24 protein-coding genes are annotated in these 22,500 nt (G+C 59.5%); 9 read left to right on the forward strand and 15 right to left on the reverse strand.

From position 1 onward, the window contains the following. Positions 1–4: 4 nt before the first annotated feature. Positions 5–1,132, reverse strand: coding sequence for a cytochrome c oxidase subunit II (gene coxB / locus EQV90_RS11920; protein ID WP_240878134.1), 1,128 nt, complete (start codon positions 1,130–1,132; stop codon positions 5–7). A gap of 331 nt (positions 1,133–1,463) precedes the next feature. Here coxB and EQV90_RS11925 point away from each other — a divergent pair, with 331 nt between their 5' ends. After that, the gene (locus EQV90_RS11925) at positions 1,464–2,099 is read left to right on the forward strand and encodes a hypothetical protein (protein WP_003437723.1); all 636 of its coding nucleotides are present in this window, start codon (positions 1,464–1,466) and stop codon (positions 2,097–2,099) included. 73 nt (positions 2,100–2,172) lie between these two features. Here the strand turns inward: EQV90_RS11925 and EQV90_RS11930 are convergent, their stop codons facing one another. From EQV90_RS11930 to EQV90_RS11940, 3 genes are all read right to left on the reverse strand, one after another. Further along, complete coding sequence (locus EQV90_RS11930) at positions 2,173–2,886, reverse strand: carbonic anhydrase (protein WP_003437726.1); 714 nt, start codon at positions 2,884–2,886, stop codon at positions 2,173–2,175. 117 nt (positions 2,887–3,003) lie between these two features. Beyond that, entirely contained in the window at positions 3,004–3,495 is a 492-nt protein-coding gene (locus tag EQV90_RS11935) for a DUF523 domain-containing protein (protein WP_003437728.1), read from the reverse strand. Further along, positions 3,492–4,127 (reverse strand): 2OG-Fe(II) oxygenase, encoded by a 636-nt coding sequence (locus EQV90_RS11940; protein WP_003437729.1) that lies wholly within the window; start codon positions 4,125–4,127, stop codon positions 3,492–3,494. Before EQV90_RS11940 ends, EQV90_RS11935 begins: the two co-directional genes overlap by 4 nt. Positions 4,128–4,278: 151 nt before the next feature. On the opposite strand from EQV90_RS11940, the gene EQV90_RS11945 reads away from it, so the two are divergent. Further along, positions 4,279–5,031 carry a DUF2059 domain-containing protein gene (locus tag EQV90_RS11945; protein ID WP_003437731.1) on the forward strand — a complete coding sequence of 251 codons (753 nt, stop codon included), beginning with the start codon at positions 4,279–4,281 and terminating at the stop codon, positions 5,029–5,031. A 28-nt stretch (positions 5,032–5,059) separates the two neighbouring features. Here the strand turns inward: EQV90_RS11945 and EQV90_RS11950 are convergent, their stop codons facing one another. Continuing rightward, positions 5,060–6,001: an alpha/beta hydrolase gene (locus EQV90_RS11950; protein WP_240878135.1), complete on the reverse strand. Its 942-nt coding sequence runs from the start codon at positions 5,999–6,001 to the stop codon at positions 5,060–5,062. A gap of 109 nt (positions 6,002–6,110) precedes the next feature. Here EQV90_RS11950 and EQV90_RS11955 point away from each other — a divergent pair, with 109 nt between their 5' ends. Further along, positions 6,111–6,695 (forward strand): DUF6436 domain-containing protein, encoded by a 585-nt coding sequence (locus EQV90_RS11955; RefSeq protein WP_240878136.1) that lies wholly within the window; start codon positions 6,111–6,113, stop codon positions 6,693–6,695. A gap of 37 nt (positions 6,696–6,732) precedes the next feature. After that, positions 6,733–9,117, forward strand: a complete 2,385-nt coding sequence (locus EQV90_RS11960) for a penicillin acylase family protein (RefSeq protein WP_240878137.1) — start codon at positions 6,733–6,735, stop codon at positions 9,115–9,117. Positions 9,118–9,180: 63 nt separating this feature from the next. Here the strand turns inward: EQV90_RS11960 and ubiA are convergent, their stop codons facing one another. Together ubiA and EQV90_RS11970 are read right to left on the reverse strand one after the other, a co-directional pair. Next, on the reverse strand, positions 9,181–10,071 hold the full coding sequence (gene ubiA / locus EQV90_RS11965; protein WP_003437737.1) for a 4-hydroxybenzoate octaprenyltransferase: 891 nt from the start codon (positions 10,069–10,071) through the stop codon (positions 9,181–9,183). Then, positions 10,072–10,635 (reverse strand): chorismate lyase, encoded by a 564-nt coding sequence (locus tag EQV90_RS11970; protein ID WP_003437740.1) that lies wholly within the window; start codon positions 10,633–10,635, stop codon positions 10,072–10,074. A 200-nt stretch (positions 10,636–10,835) separates the two neighbouring features. Between EQV90_RS11970 and EQV90_RS11975 the strand changes: the two genes are divergently transcribed. The 4 genes from EQV90_RS11975 to EQV90_RS11990 all read left to right on the forward strand — a co-directional run bounded on the left by EQV90_RS11975 (position 10,836) and on the right by EQV90_RS11990 (position 13,246). Then, positions 10,836–11,003: a rubredoxin gene (locus EQV90_RS11975; protein WP_003437744.1), complete on the forward strand. Its 168-nt coding sequence runs from the start codon at positions 10,836–10,838 to the stop codon at positions 11,001–11,003. A 41-nt stretch (positions 11,004–11,044) separates the two neighbouring features. Next, the gene (locus EQV90_RS11980) at positions 11,045–12,193 is read left to right on the forward strand and encodes an FAD-dependent oxidoreductase (RefSeq protein ID WP_003437746.1); all 1,149 of its coding nucleotides are present in this window, start codon (positions 11,045–11,047) and stop codon (positions 12,191–12,193) included. Between the two features lie 188 nt (positions 12,194–12,381). After that, a complete protein-coding gene (locus tag EQV90_RS11985; protein ID WP_003437750.1) occupies positions 12,382–12,657 on the forward strand; it encodes an HU family DNA-binding protein in 276 nt (91 codons plus the stop codon). Between the two features lie 208 nt (positions 12,658–12,865). Then, complete coding sequence (locus tag EQV90_RS11990) at positions 12,866–13,246, forward strand: helicase (protein ID WP_240878138.1); 381 nt, start codon at positions 12,866–12,868, stop codon at positions 13,244–13,246. A gap of 77 nt (positions 13,247–13,323) precedes the next feature. On the opposite strand, the gene EQV90_RS11995 is transcribed toward EQV90_RS11990, so the two are convergent. From EQV90_RS11995 to exbB, 6 genes are all read right to left on the reverse strand, one after another. Next, positions 13,324–14,733: an HDOD domain-containing protein gene (locus tag EQV90_RS11995; RefSeq protein ID WP_240878139.1), complete on the reverse strand. Its 1,410-nt coding sequence runs from the start codon at positions 14,731–14,733 to the stop codon at positions 13,324–13,326. 69 nt (positions 14,734–14,802) lie between these two features. Beyond that, positions 14,803–16,878, reverse strand: coding sequence for an ATP-dependent DNA helicase RecG (recG, locus tag EQV90_RS12000; protein ID WP_003437759.1), 2,076 nt, complete (start codon positions 16,876–16,878; stop codon positions 14,803–14,805). An 8-nt stretch (positions 16,879–16,886) separates the two neighbouring features. Further along, positions 16,887–17,807: a hydrogen peroxide-inducible genes activator gene (locus EQV90_RS12005; RefSeq protein ID WP_003437762.1), complete on the reverse strand. Its 921-nt coding sequence runs from the start codon at positions 17,805–17,807 to the stop codon at positions 16,887–16,889. 224 nt (positions 17,808–18,031) lie between these two features. Continuing rightward, a complete protein-coding gene (locus EQV90_RS12010; protein ID WP_160626494.1) occupies positions 18,032–18,778 on the reverse strand; it encodes an energy transducer TonB in 747 nt (248 codons plus the stop codon). Beyond that, positions 18,775–19,200, reverse strand: coding sequence for a TonB system transport protein ExbD (exbD, locus tag EQV90_RS12015; protein ID WP_003437768.1), 426 nt, complete (start codon positions 19,198–19,200; stop codon positions 18,775–18,777). Before exbD ends, EQV90_RS12010 begins: the two co-directional genes overlap by 4 nt. 6 nt (positions 19,201–19,206) lie before the next feature. After that, the gene (gene exbB / locus EQV90_RS12020) at positions 19,207–20,187 is read right to left on the reverse strand and encodes a tonB-system energizer ExbB (RefSeq protein WP_003437770.1); all 981 of its coding nucleotides are present in this window, start codon (positions 20,185–20,187) and stop codon (positions 19,207–19,209) included. Positions 20,188–20,375: 188 nt separating this feature from the next. Between exbB and EQV90_RS12025 the strand changes: the two genes are divergently transcribed. After that, positions 20,376–21,227: an SDR family oxidoreductase gene (locus tag EQV90_RS12025; protein WP_240878140.1), complete on the forward strand. Its 852-nt coding sequence runs from the start codon at positions 20,376–20,378 to the stop codon at positions 21,225–21,227. A 65-nt stretch (positions 21,228–21,292) separates the two neighbouring features. Here the strand turns inward: EQV90_RS12025 and EQV90_RS12030 are convergent, their stop codons facing one another. Together EQV90_RS12030 and EQV90_RS12035 are read right to left on the reverse strand one after the other, a co-directional pair. Continuing rightward, a complete protein-coding gene (locus tag EQV90_RS12030; protein WP_240878141.1) occupies positions 21,293–22,036 on the reverse strand; it encodes a hypothetical protein in 744 nt (247 codons plus the stop codon). Between the two features lie 68 nt (positions 22,037–22,104). After that, on the reverse strand, positions 22,105–22,485 hold the full coding sequence (locus EQV90_RS12035; RefSeq protein WP_003437778.1) for a RidA family protein: 381 nt from the start codon (positions 22,483–22,485) through the stop codon (positions 22,105–22,107). Positions 22,486–22,500: the final 15 nt, after the last annotated feature.

Consider the following 22,500-nt stretch of genomic DNA (forward strand, 5'->3'; position numbering starts at 1 on the left):
CGGCTCATTTGCCTTGCGCCTGTTTAAGCTCCAGCACGTCTCTGGGGGTGACCATGTCGCCCTTGTTGTTGCCCCAGGCGTTACGTTCGTAGGTCACCACCGCGGCAATATCAACTTCCGAGAGCTGCTTGCCAAAGGCTGCCATGGCCGTCCCCGGTTTGCCGAAGAACACCCGGTGCAGGTGATCGGCAGCCGGTCCGGTAGCGATCGGCGAGCCTTTGAGTGCCGGGAACATCGGCGGCAAGCCCTGACCTTCTGCCTGGTGACAGGCCACGCAAGTGGTGTGGTAAACCTTGTCGCCACGGGCCACCAGTTCGTCGAGGGTCCAGTCCTTGCTGGTCAGTTCCTTGAGCTGAGCAGCCTGGGCCTTGCGGTCTGCGAGCCAGGCGTCATAGTCCGCACGGGTTTTGACATCCACCACGATCGGCATAAAGCCGTGGTCCTTGCCGCACAATTCGGCACACTGGCCACGGTAAATGCCGGGCTTCTCGATACGGGTCCAGGCTTCGTTGATAAACCCCGGAATAGCGTCGCGCTTGACCGCGAAGGCAGGCACCCACCAGGAGTGGATAACGTCCGCCGAGGTCACCAGAAAGCGCACTTTGGCACCGATCGGCAGCACCAGCGGCTCGTCCACCTCAAGCAGGTAATGTTCGCCCTTGGGGGCCTGGTTATGAATTTGCTCGGCGGGGGTGGCCAGGTTGCTGAAGAACTCGACATCCTGACCCAGGTATTTGTAATGCCACTTCCACTGGTAGCCCGTGATCTGGATGTCGACATCCGACTCACTGGAGTCATAGATATTGATCAGGGTTCTGGTTGCGGGGATGGCCATCAAAATGAGGATAACCAGAGGCACGACCGTCCAGAGGATTTCGACCGTGGTGCTTTCGTGGAATTTTGCTGCTTGCTGCCCGGTGGAGCGCCGATGAACGATCATCGACCAGAACATGGCACCAAACACGATGATGCCGATCACGACACAGATCCAGAATATGGTCATGTGCAGGTCGAATACCGCGTTGCTGACTTCGGTCGCGCCCGGCGTCATGTTCACGGTCCAGGCAGCTTGCGCCTGACCGAAAACCGACCACAACAGCAGGCCCATCCATAGATTTGGATGTCGCTTCATTGCGGGTTCCCCTTTGTTTTTCTTGTTATTGCGCCGGTATCAACCTGCGTTACAAGGGGGCGGTTTTCAAACCCTGTGAACCTGGACCGCCGAGCCTCGTCTGCTCAGGCAGTCGGGCGACATCAAATAACGGTTACAAAAGCGAGTATAGACACCGACACCAGCCCCGCAATGTAAGGGGTCAAAACAGTGAAATAAGGCCACATCGACAAATGGCACTCACTGCCCGGTCACAAAATGAATAACAATACTTCCCCTGAAAAAAATCCCTTTGCGTTTAAAGGGCTACTTTTATAGCTCTTTTTTGTCTTGCAACCCCCCTGGAGTTCCCATGAACACCGCCGCCATCCGCGCGCAGATCTCGCGTGCCCAAGAACATGAGGCCGAAACGAAGCAGCTGGCCCAGCATCTGGCCAAGCAACTGCCGCACCTTCATGCCGCAATCGAGCTGCCTGATACGGATAAAAACGTCGTGATGACCCGCTTTGTCAGCGCCTACATCGAGCAGGTGCCCGACTTGCTGGATGCTGCCAACGCAGTCGCCCATGAGGCGGGTATCGAGTCGCAAATCAAGCCGGTACTGAAAATCGCCGAGCAATATTTTGCCCAGCCGCTCCCGCTGCTCGATGGCCATCCGGGGCTTGAAGGTTTACTGGACGAAGCCTATCTGGCGCACCGCCTGGTCGAAGAGGTCAACGATCTCTACATCAAGCACCTGGGTCAGCCGTTGATTCCTCTGGACATGACAGTGGCCAACCTCATCGCCCACCAGTTAATCGGCGAGGCCTTTGCCAATCAACTGGACGAAGCCGTGCACCATGCGCTCGACGAGATGCTTAACGACGAAAGCTTTGCCGTGGAATCGGTCGATGCTTACCGCGAACGGCTGACCAGCCCCGAGACGGGCGCTGCCTGGAGCCGCTGGCCTTGTCTGTCCAAGCAACTGGGCGTCGGCCTGAACCTGTAGCAGCCGGCGTGCTCGCGAGCGCCTTCAGAGCAGTGTCCGAGAAAGCGCAGAGCACGCGAGCAAGGGTAAGCGCCTAAAACCTGGCTTTGGGCGTAGCGCTTGGAATCGGGCTGGTGCCATCCAGCGGCAGGAAGGCGCCTTTATCGGCGTCGTAGGCTTTGATCTCGCTGGTTTCGATGTCGTATACCCAGCCGTGAATAAACAGATGCCCGTTGGCCATGCGCGACGCCACCGACGGGTGTGTGCGCAGGTGCTGCAGCTGGGCAATCACGTTTTCTTCAGTCAGCACGTGCATGCTTTCAGCTTCATTGGCGCAGTTGCAGTTGTCCTGCACCATGGTTTTGGCCACTTCAACGTGGTGCAACCAGGCTCTGACCGTGGGCATCTTTTTCAAGCTTGCCGGGTTGAGTACGGCGCGCATCGCCCCGCAATCCGAATGTCCGCAAATAATGATGTGCTGCACGCCCAGTGCCAGCACCGCGTACTCAATGGCAGTTGAAACACCGCCATTCATCTGGCCATAGGGTGGCACCACGTTGCCGACGTTACGCGTTACAAACAAATCGCCCGGTGCACTCTGGGTGATCAGCTCAGGCACGATGCGCGAATCGGCACAGGCAATAAACATCGCACGCGGGTTCTGTGCCGTGGCAAGTTTTTTGAAGAAGGCTTCTTGTTCAGGAAAGATTTCGTGATGGAAGTGCAAAAAACCATCAACGATATGGTGCAGTGCAGAATCAGCACTTTCGGTCGCTGCCGAGGGCTGTGGTTTCGGCTTGTCAGTCATGATGGATCCCCTGGGCAAAATGGCACCGGATATTACCTGAACTCATTTATACGCTCTACACGCCCTTGCAGGAGCGGGTTTGCTCGCGCCGGTATTTCCCGGCCGGCCCGCAAATCCTCAGGCCTCAAGCTGCGCTAGAGCCCGCGCGGCGTCTTCCAGCTGCAGCTCGTTAAATACCTGTACCCCGGCCCCCGCCAGCAATGCCGCCGTGACGCCCTGGCCTGCAACCTTGATCCCGCCAAAGCTGCCGTCATAGGTCTGCACATTGCCGCAAGACGGACTATTAGCCTTGAGGATAGCAATACCAATACCGTGCCGAACCACCAACGCCAGCGCCTGTTGTGCCCCGTCCATAAAGGCCGCGGTCACATCTTCACCCTCGCTGGTCATCACCGGCGCCAGGCCGTTGAGCACATCGCTCCCCTGGCCACCGGGTATTTCTGCCGGAGCACGCGGCGTCGGCAAGCCGCCCGCAACTTCCGGGCACAAGGCAATGATCCGGCCTTCTTCCTGCCATCGGGCCAATTGCCCGTACGGACCACTGGCGCCGCCGTCATAACGCACGCGATGGCCCAACAGGCAACGACTGACCAGCAACTTCTGGCTCATACAAATACCTCGGTGGCGCGCCGGCGAAACCAACCGGTCAACGACAGGCGGTCGCGGGTCGCAGGCATGACTTCGTGGGGAATCTCGCCCGAGAGAAATACCACCAGACAACCGCCAACCGGAAGTACGTCATAGTCGAGGTCGCCATCCAGATACATGCGCAAATGCCCGCCATGCTCAGGCAACCATGCCTGATTGAGGTAAACCACGGCCGAGACCATGCGCCGGTCATCATCGCGGAAACGGTCCAGATGCTTGAGGTAGAAAGCTCCGGGCGGATAGAGGGCGAAATGACTTTCAAAGTCCTCCAGGCCCAAAAAAAGCCTGCGATTCATGGCGATTCGCAGGCTTTCCATTAACCCCAGATAATTGTCGCAGGCTAAAACCTCTCCCGGCTCCAGCCATTGAATATGGTCGCCGCGTATACCCTCGCGGACTTCCTGGGTAATGCCCCTTCCGACTGCGGCCGGGGTCAGTTCACCTTCGGCCGAACGTTTTTGGCACTCGGCCGCCAGTTCGAGGGTCAAAGCCTCGGGCAGAAAGATGTTTTGCTGTGACCATCCCTGTGCGTACAGGTCGTCGACGATGCGAAGCAACAGCGGATGATCAGTAGGTATTTGCATGCCGCGCATAATATCGACACGCCTGAAAATCTGACAGCTCCGTCGAGCTGGCGGAGCGGAAATAATCAACCGGAGTATTTAAAGCCTCTTGGAACGAGCGAATTCTCGACAAGTCCTACGCCGCACCCGGACAATAGCGCCCTGCAGACAGGAGTCCCTCATGCGCCGCTTGTTTTTACTATTGATGATGTTTTGCACGTTACCCGCATGGGCAGATAACCTCGATGATCTGTTTACGACTGCCGGGTGGCCAGAACAGCGCGCGCATTTTGTTGATGCCCTTACTGCCGCCCAGGAGCGCTATCGCAATAACTTGCCGCCGGCGGTTTATCAGGCCCTGGTCAATAACAGCAGCCTGCGCTTTGCCCCCGAAGCAATGGACCGGCGCGCCAAAGAGCAGATGCGTAACCACCTGCCAGACCCTGTTCCCGCACTGACCTTTTTCCAGTCGCCGCTGGGCCGCCAGATTGTGGCTGCTGAACTGCTGGCCACCCGCCGCGATCAGTTGGCCAAACACGCCCAAGGCTTGCCGCGCATCGAGGCCAGCGCCACCCGTCAACTGCTGATCAACCACTTGTCGCGGGCGCTGCCAGCCCGTGAAGCCGGCGCGGAAGTCACTCTGGCGATTGCCGGGATTGCAGCAGACAGTTTGAGTTCGATGATCCCGGGGTTGCTCGGAGGCGGTCAGGCCCAAGGCATGTTGAATGGCCAGCGCCAGCGCTTGATGGAACAACTTGCCGGTGAACTGGATAACACGCTGCTCTACGTGTATCGCGACCTGTCTGATCCGGAACTGGAAGAGTTCGTCACCTTTGCAGAGTCGCCTGCCGGGAAAGCCTATTATCAGGCGGCACTGGCAGCTATTCGCGCCGGGCTGGCCGTGGGCCAAAGCACGTCAAGCCTGTCGCAATAACCAACGTCCCGTAGGAGCAAGCTCGCGCCTACAGATGTTGATCCAGAAACGCGAAATAACGCTCACGAATCTCGGAAGTTTCATTCGCCAGATGGTGCCTGGCCTCTGGCAGCAACAGCACCTGAGGCTGATCGAATTTCGTTTTCAGCACCTCAAGGTTATGCCGCCAATCAACGGTTTTGTCCGCTTCGCCCTGAATCACCAAGGGCCGCCGGGAGCAGGCTGGCGCACTTTCAATACGCGGAATCCAGCGCGCCAGCGCACCGACCCAGGCCGTCGGCAGACGCACCGGCTGCAACGGATCGGCCTGCAGGAACGGCAAGAAGTCGGGATCGTTGGAGTTCTCGCTGAAACGCCGGGCAATGCCTTTGACGAAGGCTCTGAGCAGGTAATAGCTGAACTTCGACCAATTCCAGTCCTTGGGCCTGATCAACGGTGACAGCAGAATCACCTGCCCTTGTGCCGGGCTTTGATCACCCTGACGCAGCACATGATCAAGCACAATCGCGCCACCGGTACTTTGCCCGCACAGGTGCCAGGGTTGCGGCAAGGCCAGTGACTGGGCCTCGATAAACAAACCTTGCAGCACCGCCTGGTACTGCGCGAAATCATCAATGCTGGCCCGCTCGCCACTGGAAAGCCCATGCCCCGGCAAGTCGCAGGCAATGACCACGAATCCGTGATCCAGGCCCCACTCAATCACGTGCCGATACAGCCCCATATGATCGTAAAAACCATGGATGACGAATAGCGTCGCCACCGGGGTGGACGCTGGCCACCAGACCTGACTGACCAGCTCGTAGCCGCCGGCACTGAAGCGCCCCAATTGCCGGCGCACCGGCACCTTGCGCTGCGCAAAATCCAGCCCGTAGAACTGCTGATACGCCAGCCCCTCGCGCGATAATGGCTGGCCATCGTGCAAAGGCTGCAAGCTGGCACGCAAGGAATCGGGGGCAAACGGGGCAGGCATAAGAATTTCCAGACGGGGCGCACGTGCGCAAAACAGGCTTTATAGACCGACGATATTCATCTGTCCGTTCAAGCATGGCAAGCTACGCGGCCTTCGAGGACCTTTTTGCATGCCTGTGCCCACCTTAAAAACCCTGCTTGCCTGCCTGCTGGTGCTGATATGTGCAGCGGGGTTGTGGACGGCCTACGACTGGTTCCAGGGCCGCTATATTCGCGCCTTCAGCGACCAGACCGCACTGTTCGCCGGAGATGTCCTGAGCCTGCCCGCCGAGCTGTCAGGCCCGGGGCCCATCCGCGTGGTGCATTTCTGGGACCCGGCCTGCCCGTGCAATGTCGGCAACCAACAACACCTCAGCGAATTACTGGCGCATTACGTGCCGCTGGGCGTCGCGTTCTACTCCGTGCAAAAGCCCGGCACCCATGGCCAGTTACCCGCCACCCTGGGCGCGATAAAGCCCTTGCCCAGCCTGCCCGGCGCCGAGCATCTGAGCGCCAGCCCGGCCGTGGCTATCTGGGACCGCAGCGGCCAGCTGGCCTACTTTGGCCCCTACAGCGAAGGTGCCACCTGCAACGCCAGCAACAGCTTTATCGAACCCGTCCTGCAGGCCCTGAACGAAGGCCGCCCGGTAAATGCCACCCACACCATGGCCGTGGGCTGCTATTGCCCGTGGCAGAATGACCGCGCTTCCCCCTAAGGCGCTTCGGTGCGAACCAATTACAAGGAGTTGCACCATGAAACGCAGCCTGACCCTGGCCGCCCTCGTTATTGCCGTCATCGCGGGCGGTGGCGCCTGGTATGTGCAAAGCAAGCTGCCCACCCGCCAGGGCCAGGTAGCGCTGGACGGGCTGCAGGGACCGGTCGCGGTACGGTATGACGAGCGCGGGGTGCCGCATATCCGCGCAGCTAACCAGACGGATATGTACCGCGCCCTTGGCTATGTACAGGCGCAGGACCGCCTGTTTCAAATGGAGATAATGCGTCGCCTGGCGCGGGGGGAACTGGCCGAGGTACTCGGCCCCAAGCTGATCGATACCGACAAACTGTTCCGCAGCCTGCGCATTCGCGAACGTGCCGCCAGCTATGTCGCCGAACTGGACTATCAGTCACCTTCGTGGCTGGCCCTGCAAGCCTATCTGGACGGGATCAACCAGTACCAGGCCAGCCACGCCAGACCGGTGGAGTTTGACCTGCTGGGCATCACCCCGCGGCCATTCACCGCCGAAGACACGATCAGCGTCGCCGGCTATATGGCTTACAGCTTTGCAGTCGCCTTTCGTACGGAGCCATTACTGACTTACGTACGTGACCAGTTAGGCAGCAACTACCTGAAAGTCTTCGACCTGGACTGGCAACCCCGGGGCGTGCTGAGCCCGGCACTGTCGAGCAACGACTGGAAAAACCTCGGTTCCCTCGCCCGGCTGAGCGATCAGGCCTTGAATCAGGCCGGCCTGCCACAGTTCGAAGGCAGCAATGCCTGGGTCGTGTCGGGCAAACGTACCCAAAGTGGCAAACCGCTACTGGCAGGCGATCCGCATATCCGCTTCTCGGCGCCGGCGGTATGGTACGAAGCGCAGCTCTCGGCGCCCGATTTTGAGCTCTATGGCTACCATCAGGCCCTGGTGCCGTTCGCCTTTCTGGGCAACAACCGCGATTTTGGCTGGAGCCTGACCATGTTCCAGAACGATGATCTGGACCTGATCGCAGAGAAGACCAATCCCGACCACCCGAATCAGGTGTGGTACCACGGCCAGTGGGTCGAGATGAGCAGCAGCGAGCAACAGATTGCGGTCAAAGGCCAGGCACCGGTGACCCTCACCCTGCGCCGGTCCCCCCACGGTCCGATCATCAACGATGTACTCGGGTCTGCCGCCGGCAGCACGCCGATTGCAATGTGGTGGGGCTTTCTGGAAACCCGGGACCCGATTCTCGAAGGCTTTTACCAGCTCAACCGCGCCGACACCTTGAGCAAGGCCCGCACGGCCGCCACCTATATTCACGCACCGGGCCTGAACCTGGTGTGGGCAAATGCCAAGGGCGACATCGGCTGGTGGGCGGCGGCGCAATTGCCCAAACGCCCGGCAGGGGTCAATCCCGCGTTCATTCTGGACGGCAGTACCAGCCAGGCAGACAAAGTCGGTTTTTATCCGTTCAGCGCCAATCCCCAGGAAGAGAATCCCGCGCGGGGCTATATCGTATCGGCCAACTTTCAGCCGGTATCGCCTGCCGGCATAGAGATCCCCGGTTACTACAACCTGGCGGACCGCGGCCAGCAACTCAATCGCCAGCTCAGCGAACCCGGCGTGAAATGGAACCTGAAGAACAGCCAGGCGCTGCAACTGGGCACCCGCACCGACTACGGGCAGCGTGTGCTCAAACCGCTGTTGCCAGTGCTGCGTGAAGTAGTCAGCGATCCGGCCGAACGCCAGCTGGTAGAACAACTGGCGCAATGGCAGGGCGATTATCCGCTGGAATCAACGGCCGCCACGCTGTTCAACCAGCTTCTGTTCAGCCTGGCTGACGCAGCGATGAGTGATGAGTTGGGGGATGTTTATTTCGACACCTTGCTCAGCACCCGGGTGATCGACGCCGCCTTGCCACGCCTCGCCGCAAACCCGGATTCGCCGTGGTGGGACAACCGTAATACGGCGCACAAAGAGACCCGGGCCGAGACAGTCAAGGTCGCCTGGCAAACCAGCATTGCGCAGTTGAAAGCCACCATGGGCGACGACCCGGCGCAATGGCGTTGGGGCAAGGCGCACACCTTGACCCATGACCACCCGCTGGGACGGCAGAAACCGCTGGACTGGCTGTTTAACGTCGGTCCATTCGAGGCCCCCGGCAGCCACGAAGTACCCAACAATCTCAGCGCCAAACTCGGCCCGGCCCCCTGGGCAGTGACCTACGGCCCCTCAACCAGACGTCTGATCGACTTTGCCGAGCCGTACCACAGCCTGACCATCAACCCGCTAGGGCAAAGCGGCGTACCCTTCGACAAACACTACCGCGACCAGGCCCGACCCTACATTGAAGGCGACTACAGCATCCCGCATATCGACGAGACAGAAATCCAGCTCAACACCCGCAGCGTCTTGCGACTGGTGCCCAAGCAACTGTAGGAGCGAGCTTGCTCGCGAGCTTTTCAATTCAACAGCCAGCTCGCTCCTGCAGGGTCCGTTCAGTCAACCCAATGCGTAATGCAGCACGATGCCCACAAAAATTGCCAAGCCGGCCCAGTGGTTGTGCAGGAAGGCTTTGAAGCAACGTTGCCGGTCGCGGTCGCGGGTATACCAGAACTCCCACACGAAGCACCCGGCCGCGACCAGCAGGCCGAGGTGGAACCAGACGCCAAGCTCGAAGTGCGCGCCCGCCAGCAGCAGACAACCCAGCGCCAGGCCTTGCAGGGTAAGGATGATCACGCGATCAGCATCGCCAAACAGAATGGCCGTGGATTTGACCCCGATTTTCAGGTCGTCTTCACGATCAGTCATGGCGTAATAGGTGTCGTAGCCCACGGTCCACAGCAGGTTGGCGATATAAAGCAACCATGCCGCGGCAGGCAGGCTGCCAGTTTCAGCGGTGAATGCCATGGGCATGCCCCATGAGAACGCCGCACCCAGCACCACTTGCGGGTAGTAGGTGTAGCGCTTCATGAACGGGTAGCTCGCCGCCAGCGCCAGACCGCCGAATGACAGCCAGATGGTCGGGGCATTGGTGCACAGCACCAGCAGGAAACTTATCCCCATCAGCAGCGCAAAAAACACCAACGCCTCTTTACCGCTGATTTTTCCGCTGACCAACGGCCGCTGCTCTGTACGTTTGACGTGGCCATCGACTTTGCGATCGGCAAAGTCGTTGATTACACAACCGCCGGCACGGGTCAGGATTACGCCGAACACAAAGATCAGCAGGTTGCTCAGCGAAGGCACACCCTTGGCGGCAATCCACAGCGCCCACAGCGTGGGCCAAAGCAGCAGGTAGATGCCGATGGGCTTGTCCATGCGGGTCAGCTGGATGAAGTCCCAGGCGCGAGGGTTCAGGCGATTGAGTGACTTGAGCAGGCGCACGTACATTCAGTTGTTCTCCGGCCGGGCACTCAGGGCGGCCCACAGTTTGGGTAAAAACACCTCGGCCACCAGCACGCTCAACGCTCCGCGTACAAAGCGCGAGCGGCGGCCCCATAGCTGATCTGCCTGATCGGCGGCAGGCAACCAGCCCCGGGGGTAGTGACACACCTGCAAGGCGCCGCGAGCAAAAGCCTGATCACAAAACAACAGTTCACCCAGAGATCGGGTGCCCAGCTCGTCCATGTTCAGTGCGCCATCTTCCAGCGCACTTTTCGCCGCCACGCTGCGGGCAAACACCCACGGCTGTTGATGCCCGTGCAAATACACTTCGCGCACCCAGCCCTGGCTGCCTTCGGGCAGGCTGAGGGCTGCACATTCATCCTGGCGCAAGGCCTGCCAGCCCTCAAAGAGCGGCTGCACACTAAAGGCACCCTCCGAGAGCACAGTCAGACGTCGGGTCAAAGAGCCTTGATCGAACAACCAGTCGAGGGTTTGTTCATCAGGCAATGCAGGAAGCTGGTCTTTTTCAAGCCAGACAGGGGAGATCAGCGGGTAAGTTATGTGCGGCACAGTGGGTCATAATTGGCAGCCATTGAGGCCGGCGAGCTTATCACGCGGATCTTTGATTGAGCGGCCGAGGATTATTTGGCAGCGATCGTGCTTGCATCTACCGGTCGTCATCAGTACAAAACGCCCTGAATTGACGAGAGACCTGGCGAATCTGAAAAAGCCTGTGGCCTCGTATTAGCCTGAACTTGAGGAAGAACCCGATGAAAAAGTGGCAATGCATCGTATGTGGACTGATTTATAACGAAGCCGACGGCTGGCCGGATGACGGCATTGCTCCCGGTACGCTGTGGCAAGACGTACCTGAAGACTGGCTGTGCCCGGACTGCGGGGTTGGCAAAATGGATTTCGAGATGATCGAAATCAACTGATCTACCCCCCTCAAAACCTGACTCACCCCATGGAGATTGGAATGAACGCACCTGTCGTGATCGTTGGTACCGGGCTGGCGGGCTATAACCTGGCCCGGGAGTTTCGCAAGCTGGACAGCGAAACCCCGCTGCTGTTGATCACGGCCGATGACGGCCGCTCCTACTCCAAGCCCATGCTGTCCACCGGCTTTGGCAAGAACAAAGAAGCTGACGGCCTGAGCATGGCGATGCCTGGAGCCATGGCACAACAGCTCAATGCCCAGGTGCGTACCCATACCCGCATCAGCGGAATCGACCCGGGCCACAAGCAGCTGTGGATCGGTGAAGAAGCCGTTGCCTATCGCGACCTGATTCTGGCGTGGGGCGCGCAAACGGTGCAGGTGCCGGTGGAAGGGGATGCCCAGGATTCAATCTTCCCGATCAATGACCTCGAAGATTACGCCCGCTTCCGCGCAGCCGCCGCGGGCAAGCGTCGGGTCCTGATTCTGGGCGCAGGCCTGATCGGCTGCGAGTTTGCCAATGACTTGATCGCAGGCGGCTATGAAGTTGATCTGGTCGCACCCTGCGAGCAAGTCATGCCTACCCTGTTGCACCCCGCGGCGGCGGCAGCAGTCCAGGCGGGCCTTGAAAGCCTGGGCGCGCGCCTGCACCTGGGCCCGGTTCTGACCCGCCTGCAGCGCACCGATGACGGACTCCAGGCACATTTGTCAGATGCCAGCGTGATCGACTGCGATGTGGTGGTATCGGCCATTGGCTTGCGTCCGCGCATCGATATGGCGGCTGCCGCCGGGATCCGGGTCAACCGCGGGATCGAGGTGAGCCGTCTGCTCAAAACCTCCCATGACAACATCTATGCCCTGGGCGACTGCGCCGAGGTCGATGGGCTGAGCCTGTTGTATGTGATGCCGCTGATGAGCTGCGCCCGGGCACTGGCTCAAACCCTCGCAGGCAATCCCACTGCTGTCAGCTACGGTGCGATGCCGATTACGGTCAAAACCCCGGTTTGCCCGCTGGTGGTGTCACCCGTGCCACGTGGCCATGAAGGGGTCTGGACCGTGGAAGGCCAGGGCGCAGATATCAAAGCCTTGTGCCGCGATGCTGAAGGCAAATTGCTAGGTTATGCACTGACGGGTGAGGCTGTTCGCGAAAAACTGGCGCTGAACAAAGAGCTGCCGGCACTTTTGGCGTAAATACGGTTAACTCTGTCGCATATGACATTGCCTTGCTTTAACAAAGCCGGTGCAGAGGCTGGCGCCGGCCTTGGCCGCGTGCCATTCTCACACCGGTCTGCCGCAGAGTAGAGCCTGCGGCGCCTTGGCGCTGCTCCATAGAGAGCAGCACGGACATAACAACAAAAAACCGTCAAAGAGGCTTCATCATGCGTAAACCAGATCTCGCCAACGCTATCGCCGAAAAGGCTGACCTCACCAAAGAGCAAGCCAACCGCGTACTCAACGCAGTGCTTGAAGAAATCACCCAGGCCCTGCATCGCAAAGACAGCGTGACGCTGGTCGGTTTCGGCACCTTTATTCAGCGCCATCGTGGCGCTCGCACCGGACAGAACCCGCAAACCGGTGAGCCGGTAAAAATCAAGGCCAGCAACACCGTCGCTTTCAAGCCGGGCAAGTTCCTGAAAGACAGCGTCAATCCATAAAGCACTGAGTGGCCGCTGCTCGTAACGGCCTTGAAGAATGGGCAAGCTGGCTCGGCTAGCGGCCCATTCTTGATATCTTCCCACTCAATCGTGCGGCCATAAGTGGCAAAACCCCCACCATCTACGCCAATCCATGCAGATATATGGCGTTCCTCGTTCAAATCGTTACACTGCGCCGGCTATTTAATTTTTCCCCGAGGCCGCGTACATGAAATTTCGTTTTCTGCTCTGGATGCTGGGCTTTTTGATGGGCAAAGCCAGCCGTAAAAACCCTGCTTTTCAGCAGCAACTGGTCGATAAGGACCTGGTTTTCCAGCTGCAAACCCTCGATGGCACAGTGGCCCGTCACTTCAAAGTCAAAGATCAGCGCATCACCAGCCATTCGGGCACGTACCCCGAACCTGCATTTTCCATCAGCTTTAAAGATGCAGCCTACGGCTTCGCCACGCTGCAGGCGAAGAACAAGCAGCTGGCATTCATGACCGGGATTCAGGACAAATCGATTCAGATCAAAGGCAACCCGGCGCTGGTCATCTGGTTCCAGGGCCTGACCAAGTACCTCAAACCGCGCAAAAAGCCCAAGGCCTGATACTTCAACCGTAGGAGCGAGCTTACCTCGCGAGCTGTTTACGCTTGGAAGAGCTCGCTCCTACAGGTAACGGCGGGCTAAGCCCGGCCAAATTGCGCTGCCATTTCGCGAAACAGCACCTCCGCCTCCAACACTTTGCTGACAACGTCTTCAGCCTTTTCGCGGGGGACGCCCAGTCGTTCGAACACGGCGTCGGGAAGTGGCGCACAGGATCCGGTGCCGATTGCCCGGCTACGCAACAACCCCAGTGCCACGCAGACCAGGTTCGGGAAGTGTGCATCAGCGCCACTGAAGTGCGGATCGTGTTGAAAACGCAACGCCGTCGCCAATTCTGGCGGCATGCCCCAGTACCGCATCACCCAGGCGCCCATTTGCTCGCGGCTGATGCCCAGCAAATGCTGTTCGATGACGCCATGGCTGACGTGCGGGTTGACTTCAAGGTGACGGCAAATCAATGAGAAGTGCGGCGGAAACACATGGGCCAGGAGCAAATAGCCGAAGTTGTGCAACAGCCCGGCCAGGTAGGTGAGGCCGACTTCCGGACGCTGGGCCCGGGGCATGGCCCGGGTCAGCCCTTCGATGACCGCTGCCGTGTAGATCGACTGCTGCCAGTAGGGGACGCTTGATTGCGGATGATCCTTGGGCACACCCAGGCTTTTTCCCAGCGCCAGACTCAGCGCAAGGTTGATCACCAGATCGACCCCCAGCACCCGCATGATGGCGTCTTCAACCGAACGGATTTTACTTTGTGAGGCGTAGTACGACGACGATGCCCAGCTCATGACCTGTGCCGCCAGCGCCGGGTCGGTTTCGACAACACTGGTAATTTCATCAATGGTCACGTTCGGGTCGACCCGCAACCGCATGATTTTGCGCACGCTCTCGGCCAGGGGCGGCAACTCGATGGTGTCTTCCAGCCGTTGCTGGATTCGTCGCGCGGTGAATGCCTGGACCGCCCGGCAGATCGCCGCGCCATCATCGTCGGCATGATCAGGGTTAAGCGTGATGGCACTCACGGACTCGCCAAAACGACCGCCGCTGGCATTGCTCAGCAGAAGCTTGAAGTCTTCCCGGGTCATCTCCAGCCACAAACCGGGCTCCCCCCCGCCGACCAGCAACAGAGGCTGCTGCAGCAATTGCTCTTCATACAGACATGGCGAGCCGATGAGTGCCGGCACGCCCGGCAACAGGCTCAGGTTGTGTCTGCCGAGCATCTGCTCAAGCCGCTCAGGTGCGATAGCCGTCATGCGCCGGCCGGTTAAATCAGCCAGACGATTGAGGTCGAGCAAGTGGCTCTGCGCGAACAGCACCATCAGCACGCCCACCGAGTCCTCGAGCAACACAGCCTGGACCTTGCAGCCCGGGTTGAGCCCGGGGTGGTCGCGGACTTCTCGACAGGTAATGCCCAGATCAGCAAGCAGCCGCCGGATGACCGGCGGTGTGCTTGAAAAGGCTGGAGCGCCGACGACTTCAGTGAAGATCTGCATTCGATTCCTGCAACTCAAATTTGGTAAGCGTCACTTGATCGGCCGCAAATCTGATTACTGAACGAAATTTCATACCTGGCCATATTGCTGGCCATGCCTGAGCCAGCGGTCCAGCAGTGGACTGACATGGCTCGGCCAGCGTTCAATCAGGGTCAGGGCGGCGTCGCGCACGGCGGGTAACAGGTCGGCATCACGCATCAGGTCAGCCACTTTGAATTGCAGCAGGCCGGTTTGCCGGGTGCCGAGCATTTCGCCGGGACCGCGCAGCTCGAGGTCTTTTTCGGCGATCACAAAACCATCGTTGGTCTCACGCATGATGCCCAGACGCTGGCGCCCGATTTGCGACAGCGGCGGGTGGTACAGCAGCACGCAATGACTGGCGGCGCTGCCCCGGCCTACCCGGCCACGCAACTGGTGAAGCTGGGACAGGCCCAGACGCTCGGGGTTTTCGATGATCATCAAACTGGCATTGGGCACGTCAACGCCTACTTCGATTACCGTGGTGGCGACCAGCAACTGCAATTCGCCAGCCTTGAACTGCGCCATGACTGCGGCCTTTTCTGCAGCCTTCATGCGCCCGTGAATCAGGCCCACGCGCAACTCGCCCAAGGCACTGGAGAGGTCTTCAAAGGTGGTCTCGGCGGCCTGACAGGTCATCTCTTCAGACTCTTCAATCAGGGTGCATACCCAGTAGGCCTGGCGGCCTTCGGCACAGGCTGCACGTACCCGCTCGATCACTTCGATGCGCCGCGTGTCGACCACCAGCACGGTATTGACCGGGGTTCGCCCGGGTGGCAGCTCATCGAGAATCGAAGTGTCGAGGTCGGCGTATGCGCTCATGGCCAGCGTCCGCGGAATCGGCGTGGCCGTCATGATCAACTGGTGCGGACACATCACACCGCCCACCCCTTTGTTGCGCAGGGCCAGACGTTGCTGGACGCCAAACCGGTGTTGCTCATCGATGATCACCAGAGCCAGGTTCTTGAACTGCACCTGATCCTGAAACAAGGCATGGGTGCCAACGACCATGGGCGCGCCATTGGCAATTTGCTCCATCGCACTGGCCCGGGCCTTGCCTTTGAGCTTGCCGGCCAGCCATGCAACTTCAAGACCCAGCGGCTCCAGCCAGCGCTTGAAGTTGATGTAGTGCTGCTCGGCGAGGATTTCCGTCGGCGCCATCAGCGCCACCTGGTAGCCGGCTTCCAGCGCCTGCAAGGCGGCCATCGCAGCGACCACTGTCTTGCCTGCCCCCACATCGCCCTGAATCAGGCGCAGCATGGGTTCAGGCTGACTGAGGTCGTAGGCCACTTCGTTGCCGACTCGCACCTGGGCACCGGTGGGCGGGAACCCCAGGTTGGCCAGAAACTGCGCGGGCAGTTTTTCGGCTTTGGGCAAAGCGGGCGCCTGCTGGGAGCGCAGGCTCTCGCGCAATCGCTGCTGCGAGAGTTGATGGGTCAGCAGTTCCTCAAACGCCAGGCGGTGTTGCGCCCAGTGATGGCCCAACGCGAGCTCTTCGACATCGGCGTCGGCCGGGGGCTGATGCAGATAGCGAATGGCTTGATCCAGCGGGGCAAGCTGGTGCTCCTTGGCCAACTCCGCCGGCAGCCAGTCAGGCAAGCTGCGCGGGCCGAGCAGGGCGAGGCTTTGCTGGCTGAGCTGACGCAGACGCTGCTGGGTCAGACCTTCGGTTGTAGGATAAATCGGTGTCAGCGTGGTATCGACCGGAGGCGGCTCATCGCCGGTGATGGCACGGTATTCCGGATGGTAGATCTCCAGCCCCGATGCGCCGGGGCGGGCCTCGCCATAGCAGCGCACTTCGGTGCCACGCTTGAGACTTTCTTTTTGTGCATTGCTGAAATGGTAGAACCGCAGGCTCAGGCCCCCGGTGCCATCATTGATCCTTACCAGCAAGCTGCGACGCTTGCCCATGACCACATCAGCGCCGATCACCCGGCCTTCGACCACCGCATCCTGACCGGGGCGCAGGGCGCCGATGGGTACCACGCGAGTCCGGTCCTGATAGCGCAACGGTAAATGGAAGAGCACATCCTGCAGGTTTTCCAGGCCCACCTTGGCCAATTTTTCTGCCATGGCCTCGCCTACGCCCTTGAGCGCGGTGACCGCCACTTTCGACAACTCGGTCATCGGCAGGCTTACTTCGCGGCAGGCGGCTTGGCCACCGAACACAGGCGGATCGAGTCGGCGAGGATTTCAATCGCCTTGGGCCGCGGAAAGCTGGCACGCCAGGCGATGGCGACTGTACGAAAAGGTACCGGCGGAGTCAGCGGACGCACAGCCAATATGCCCGGGGCATAGTGGTGACTGTCGACAGCCGACAATGGCAGGATCGAAATGCCCAGCCCTGAAGCAACCATGTGCCGAATGGTTTCCAGCGAGCTGGACTCGACCGTGGTGTGCTGCGAGCCGTCCTTGCCTTTGGCCAGGGTCGGACAGGCTTCAAGCACCTGGTCGCGGAAGCAGTGTCCTTCGCCCAGCAAGAGCAGGCTCTTGTCGTTGAGCAGACTGGCATCGATAGTCTCTTTCTGCGTCCATGGATGCTCGCTCGGCATCAACACGTAGAACGGCTCGTCGTAGAGCGGCAAAGTCAGCACATCGGCTTCATTGAAGGGCAGAGCGATGATAATCGCGTCCAGTTCGCCGTTGCGCAGCTTGTCCCGCAGTACATGGGTGAAGTTTTCTTCGATGTACAACGGCATTTGCGGGGCGACCCGGTGCAGCTGCGGAATCAGGTGCGGAAACAGGTACGGGCCTACGGTGTAAATGGCGCCTACCTTGAGCGGAGCGGTCAGCTGGTTCTTGCCGGCCTGGGCCAGTTCACGAATGCCCTGGGCCTGCTCCAGTACCTTTTGCGCCTGGGCAACGATACCTTCGCCCACCGGGGTAAGGCGCACGGCACTTTTGCTGCGCTCGAAAATCAGCACACCGAGTTCGTCTTCCAGTTTTTTCACACCCACCGACAAGGTCGGCTGGCTGACGTGGCAACGTTCAGCCGCGTGGCCGAAGTGTTGTTCTTGGGCGAGCGTAACGATGTAGCGTAATTCTGTAAGCGTCATAGCGGGCGTCCCTGTGGCTGCGAGCCAAGCATAGCGGCTGCAATCGATAGACGCACGTTATCAGACATTAGCCCCGGAGCTACAGTCGCTAATCAATGCAAGGGAGGTTTAATACTGTACAAACTGGTTTAGCAGCGATGCAGCCGCCCCTGTGTTGCGGGCGACTGCACTGTTGCCAGCGCTGGCAAGCCAGCGCCTACAGGACTTTTATCCGGGCCGAGGCTTTATCGCCGACGTTTATCGATGGAATAAACGAAGGGTGCCACGATCTCGATGGTGCCATTGGTCAGCATTTCGGCCGGCGGCTTGGGCAACGGCTGTGCCCGGCGAATCATTTCCAGGGTGGCCCGGTCCAGATCCGCATTGCCTGAACGACCTACCAACTCATAGGACAACACCTTGCCTTCACCGTCTACCACGAAGCGCAGCCGGTTCAGACCTTCCTTGCCTCGCGACTGAGCAGAAGCCGGGTACTTCTTGTACTTGCCCAGGTGAGCCAGCAATGTGCCTTCCCAACTGGCTTTAGCCGCCAGTTGTTGTGCCGACGGGCTAGGAGCCGGGGCGGCAGACTTCTCGCTCGGCGCCTTGGTCGGTGTGGCGTCGCTAGGTTTCTCTTCTGAAGGCTTCTCTTTAACCGGCTCGGTTTTTTCCACAGGCTTGGGCGGTTGTGGCTTCTGCTTGGGCTTGACCGGTTTCGGGACAGCTATTTTCGGCTTGGGCGCTTCGGCCAGCTTGGGTATCGGCAGCTCTTCCACAGGGGCCGGCGGCTGTGGCGGTGTCACCACTTTCGGCGGCGCAGGCGGTGGCGGTGCTGGCAGCGGTGCCAGATCAACCATCATCGCTTGCGGTGGAAGTTCGACGGCCCGCGGGCTGGACCATTGCATGGCAAGAATGACTGCCACTGCATGGATAGCCAACACCGCGACCAGGCTGATTGCGTAACGCGTCATCTTTTGGCGCGCTATGGTCATTTCTTGGCTGCCGTCTCTAGTCCGACCAGACCCACCTTCAAGTAACCGGCTGCGCGCAATGCATCCATCACGCCCATCAAGTCACCGTAGTCCACGCCTTTATCGGCCTGGAAGAAGATCGTCGTGTCTTTCTTGTTGTGAGTCCTGGCATCCAGGGTCGCACCCAGGGCTTCAACACTGACCGGCTCTTCACCCAGGTACAGGCGCTGGTCAGCCTTGACGCTGAGGAACACCGGCTTCTCGGGACGAGGCGCCGGTTTGGCGGTGGAAGCTGGCAGGTCAACCTTGATATCCACAGTGGCCAGCGGTGCTGCCACCATGAAGATGATCAGCAGTACCAGCATCACGTCAATAAAAGGCGTGACGTTGATTTCATGGTTCTCGGCGAGATCGTCATCGCCTTCTTTTAAATGCAGGCCCATGGCCGATTACCCCACTTTCACCATGTGCGGTTGCGAGCTGCGCTCGGGCGGCAGGTGATCGAGGTCACGGCTAACCAACAGCAACACTTCTGCCGATGCGTCTGCCACTTGAGCCTTGTAGCCAGTGATAGAGCGGGCGAAGACGTTGTAAATCACTACCGCAGGGATCGCAGCAACCAGGCCCAGTGCAGTGGCCAGCAGGGCCTCGGCAATACCCGGTGCCACAACGGCCAGGTTGGTGGTCTGGGTTTTGGCGATACCGATGAAGCTGTTCATGATCCCCCAAACGGTACCGAACAGACCGACGAACGGTGCGGTGGAACCGATGGTGGCGAGGATGCCGGTGCCGCTGCTCATGTTGCGGCCACAGGCGGCAACCAGACGCTCAAGGCGGAAGCTGACGCGCTCCTTGATGCCTTCTTTTTCGCGGCTATTGGCCGACAGGCGCATTTCTTCCAGTGCGTCCTGCACCAGCAGGTGCGCCAGCGTGCCTTCTTTGGTTGCAGATTCGCTGGCTTCCTTGAGGGTGCGGGCTTTTTTCAGGTTGGCGATTTCAACCCGCAGACGACGCTTGGCGCCCAGGACTTCAAAGCCTTTGGCAATCCAGATGGTCCAGGTGATGATCGAGGCGATAGCCAGGCCGATCATAACGATCTTGACGATGATGTCCGCGTTTTTGTACATGCCCCAAGGAGACAGGTCATGGGCCATGCCCAGCGTGTTGTCTTCTTCAAGAACTTGCGGAGCGTCATCGGCCGGGGCAACAGCGCCTTCAGCCAGCACAGGGTCGGTTGCACCCGGCGCAGCAACTGGGGCCGCAGCCTCAATAGCCGGTTGCGCAGCCGGAGCAGCCGGAGCCGCGGGCTCATCGGCAAAGACTGCGCCCGGGGCCAGCAAAAGGCTGAACATCAGCGCAGCAAGCCCGCGCCAGAGGCGTGCCGGACTCAAAAACTGGGTTGGCGAAGCGGTGGAATGATTGCGTGTCATGCTAGCCGGACCTGAGAAAAGTAAGAAGGTTATGCCCTGCAACGCGTCTTGAGACCCGGGGCAAATGATGAGTTATTATTGCAAGTAATTCTTGTTAACAAAAGCAATAGCATCTGTTTTTTTCAAAAGTCACGACCTTGGTCGTGCCTGAACATGTACTTTTGTAACTTTAAATTAGGAGTTTTGAGATGCCCAAAGCCTCGGTTCTGATCGCCGGATGCGGTGATGTCGGAAGTCGTCTGGCGGCTCAACTGCCGGCCAATAACTGGCAGGTCTATGGGCTGCGACGCTCCATTGAGCGGTTACCTGCAGGCGTCACAGGCGTGGCGGGGGACCTGTTCAGCGACCAGTGCCCCGGGCAATGGCCTGAAGGCAACATTGACTATCTGGTGTACAGCGCCGCCGCCACCGACCACGACGAGGCCGGCTATCAGGCCGCTTATATAGAAGGTTTGAAGCACACGCTGGGCTGGCTCAAGCAAAAAGGCCAGCAGCCAAAGCGCTTGCTGTTTGTCTCCAGCAGCGGGGTGTATAGCCAGACGGAAGGCGAATGGGTCGATGAAACCTCGCCTGCCGAAGCCACAAGCTACTCGGGGCGAATCATGCGTGAAGCCGAGCAGATCGCATTGAACAGCGGTATTGCTGCCAGCGTGGTGCGCCTCACCGGGATTTACGGACCCGGTCGCGAATGGATGTTGGGGCAAGTGCGCCAGGGCTATCGCGTGGCAGTCGATCCGCCGCTGTATGGCAACCGCATCCATGCCGATGACGCAGGCGGCCTTCTGGCATTCCTGCTCCAGGCCGACCTGCAGGGCAAAACCCTGGAGGATTGCTATATCGGCGTGGATAACGCGCCGGTACCTTTGGCTGAAGTCGTGGGCTGGCTGCGTGAACGTCTGGGTATTACCGAATGGGCTGCCGAAGCCAGCGTGCGCCGGGCCGGCAGCAAACGCTGCAGCAACGCACGGGCCAAGGCCCTGGGCTGGGAACCGCGCTATCCGAGTTATCGCGAAGGCTACAGCGCGATGCTAGCGGATTGACTCTCTCTGCGGGAGAGAGCTTGCCGGCGATACCATCGCCAGCAAGCTCTTGCAGCAGGTCAGGCTTAAAGCTGCTTTTCCAGTACCCATTCACGCTTGCCCGGGTATAGCTGGGGCATTTCGTCAGGCTTGGCAGAATCCAGCGCCTGGAAGATCTCCAGCTGGCGACCATTGCGCACAAAAATGTGCGCCGCACCTGTCTCGTCCTGTTCCAGCCAGAGACTGTCGTACTCGCCGCTCATTGATGCGCAGTCGCCCGCCAGGCACAGGGCGTAAGCATTGGCTTCAGGTAAACCGGTAATCCGGCCATCGGCAAAAAAGGTCACTTGATTGCCTTGCCCTTTACCGCTGACCACACGCCACTGACCGCCCAGATAGGCAGTCTTGAGCGCGTGCTCGAAATTGGTGCCCAAAGGCGCGTCGCTTGTCAGGTTGATGGGGGAACGAACAAAGGATTGTTGCGGATCTGACTCACCCGCAGCCTGTACCAGCTCGTCGCCATTGAGGCTCAAGTCGGTGGCCGCGCTGCCATAAATATTGACCTGCCAAACCCCTTTTTTTTCAGGCATCAGCTTGCCTTCAACCCACTCAAAACCATTGGTGTAGTTGGCTTTGGCCTGTCTGGAATCAATTTGCCATTCAAGATTTGGCCCGTTGGCCAGCAGGGCTTCACGCAAATTGCCGCCTTTGGCAGCTTCATTGATCGCGGCCTGGTTGATCCAGACGCCACTGATATCGCGATGGGCGGGGCCGCTGGCACAGCCACCCAGGAAAATGGTGAGCAGCGAGAAAGCGAGCGCTTTGCGCATGGCGGAATCCTTTTAAAGCGGGGCAAGCGGGGGGTTGGCGCAGCATGAAGGCGCTGCGCCGAGGGGTGTTACTCAATGACCAGAATAGCGTCCATCTCAACCTGAGAACCCTTTGGCAGGGCCGCAACGCCGATAGCGGCACGAGCCGGGTATGGCTGTTCGAAGTATTTGCCCATGATTTCGTTGACCTTGGCGAAGTGGCTGAGGTCAGTCAGGAAAATATTCAGTTTGACGATGTCCTTGAACGAACCGCCTGCTGCTTCAGCCACGGATTTCAGGTTTTCGAATACCTGAATGGTCTGGGCTTCAAAACCTTCAACCAGTTCCATGGTTTTTGGGTCCAGCGGGATCTGACCGGACATGTAGACAGTATTGCCAGCTTTGATCGCCTGAGAGTAAGTACCGATAGCAGCAGGTGCCTTATCGCTGGTGATTACAGTCTTGGTCATGGGTGACTCCTTGTA

It is taken from the genome of Pseudomonas sp. TMW22089 (genome assembly GCF_022496645.1).
Taxonomy (GTDB): Bacteria; Pseudomonadota; Gammaproteobacteria; order Pseudomonadales; family Pseudomonadaceae; genus Aquipseudomonas; species Aquipseudomonas paraversuta.

What these genes read in the sequence shown, in the direction of transcription:
- EQV90_RS12025 (WP_240878140.1), top strand. Translation starts at nt 20,376, where the DNA reads ATGCCCAAAGCCTCGGTTCTGATCGCCGGATGCGGTGATGTCGGAAGT.
- EQV90_RS12005 (WP_003437762.1), bottom strand. Translation starts at nt 17,807, where the DNA reads ATGACGCTTACAGAATTACGCTACATCGTTACGCTCGCCCAAGAACAA.
- EQV90_RS11975 (WP_003437744.1), top strand. Translation starts at nt 10,836, where the DNA reads ATGAAAAAGTGGCAATGCATCGTATGTGGACTGATTTATAACGAAGCC.
- coxB (WP_240878134.1), bottom strand. Translation starts at nt 1,132, where the DNA reads ATGAAGCGACATCCAAATCTATGGATGGGCCTGCTGTTGTGGTCGGTT.
- EQV90_RS12010 (WP_160626494.1), bottom strand. Translation starts at nt 18,778, where the DNA reads ATGACCATAGCGCGCCAAAAGATGACGCGTTACGCAATCAGCCTGGTC.
- EQV90_RS11925 (WP_003437723.1), top strand. Translation starts at nt 1,464, where the DNA reads ATGAACACCGCCGCCATCCGCGCGCAGATCTCGCGTGCCCAAGAACAT.
- EQV90_RS11995 (WP_240878139.1), bottom strand. Translation starts at nt 14,733, where the DNA reads ATGCAGATCTTCACTGAAGTCGTCGGCGCTCCAGCCTTTTCAAGCACA.
- EQV90_RS11930 (WP_003437726.1), bottom strand. Translation starts at nt 2,886, where the DNA reads ATGACTGACAAGCCGAAACCACAGCCCTCGGCAGCGACCGAAAGTGCT.
- EQV90_RS12030 (WP_240878141.1), bottom strand. Translation starts at nt 22,036, where the DNA reads ATGCGCAAAGCGCTCGCTTTCTCGCTGCTCACCATTTTCCTGGGTGGC.
- exbD (WP_003437768.1), bottom strand. Translation starts at nt 19,200, where the DNA reads ATGGGCCTGCATTTAAAAGAAGGCGATGACGATCTCGCCGAGAACCAT.
- EQV90_RS11935 (WP_003437728.1), bottom strand. Translation starts at nt 3,495, where the DNA reads ATGAGCCAGAAGTTGCTGGTCAGTCGTTGCCTGTTGGGCCATCGCGTG.
- EQV90_RS11940 (WP_003437729.1), bottom strand. Translation starts at nt 4,127, where the DNA reads ATGCGCGGCATGCAAATACCTACTGATCATCCGCTGTTGCTTCGCATC.
- recG (WP_003437759.1), bottom strand. Translation starts at nt 16,878, where the DNA reads ATGACCGAGTTGTCGAAAGTGGCGGTCACCGCGCTCAAGGGCGTAGGC.
- EQV90_RS11950 (WP_240878135.1), bottom strand. Translation starts at nt 6,001, where the DNA reads ATGCCTGCCCCGTTTGCCCCCGATTCCTTGCGTGCCAGCTTGCAGCCT.
- EQV90_RS11955 (WP_240878136.1), top strand. Translation starts at nt 6,111, where the DNA reads ATGCCTGTGCCCACCTTAAAAACCCTGCTTGCCTGCCTGCTGGTGCTG.
- EQV90_RS11990 (WP_240878138.1), top strand. Translation starts at nt 12,866, where the DNA reads ATGAAATTTCGTTTTCTGCTCTGGATGCTGGGCTTTTTGATGGGCAAA.
- EQV90_RS11960 (WP_240878137.1), top strand. Translation starts at nt 6,733, where the DNA reads ATGAAACGCAGCCTGACCCTGGCCGCCCTCGTTATTGCCGTCATCGCG.
- EQV90_RS11945 (WP_003437731.1), top strand. Translation starts at nt 4,279, where the DNA reads ATGCGCCGCTTGTTTTTACTATTGATGATGTTTTGCACGTTACCCGCA.
- exbB (WP_003437770.1), bottom strand. Translation starts at nt 20,187, where the DNA reads ATGACACGCAATCATTCCACCGCTTCGCCAACCCAGTTTTTGAGTCCG.
- ubiA (WP_003437737.1), bottom strand. Translation starts at nt 10,071, where the DNA reads ATGTACGTGCGCCTGCTCAAGTCACTCAATCGCCTGAACCCTCGCGCC.
- EQV90_RS12035 (WP_003437778.1), bottom strand. Translation starts at nt 22,485, where the DNA reads ATGACCAAGACTGTAATCACCAGCGATAAGGCACCTGCTGCTATCGGT.
- EQV90_RS11985 (WP_003437750.1), top strand. Translation starts at nt 12,382, where the DNA reads ATGCGTAAACCAGATCTCGCCAACGCTATCGCCGAAAAGGCTGACCTC.
- EQV90_RS11980 (WP_003437746.1), top strand. Translation starts at nt 11,045, where the DNA reads ATGAACGCACCTGTCGTGATCGTTGGTACCGGGCTGGCGGGCTATAAC.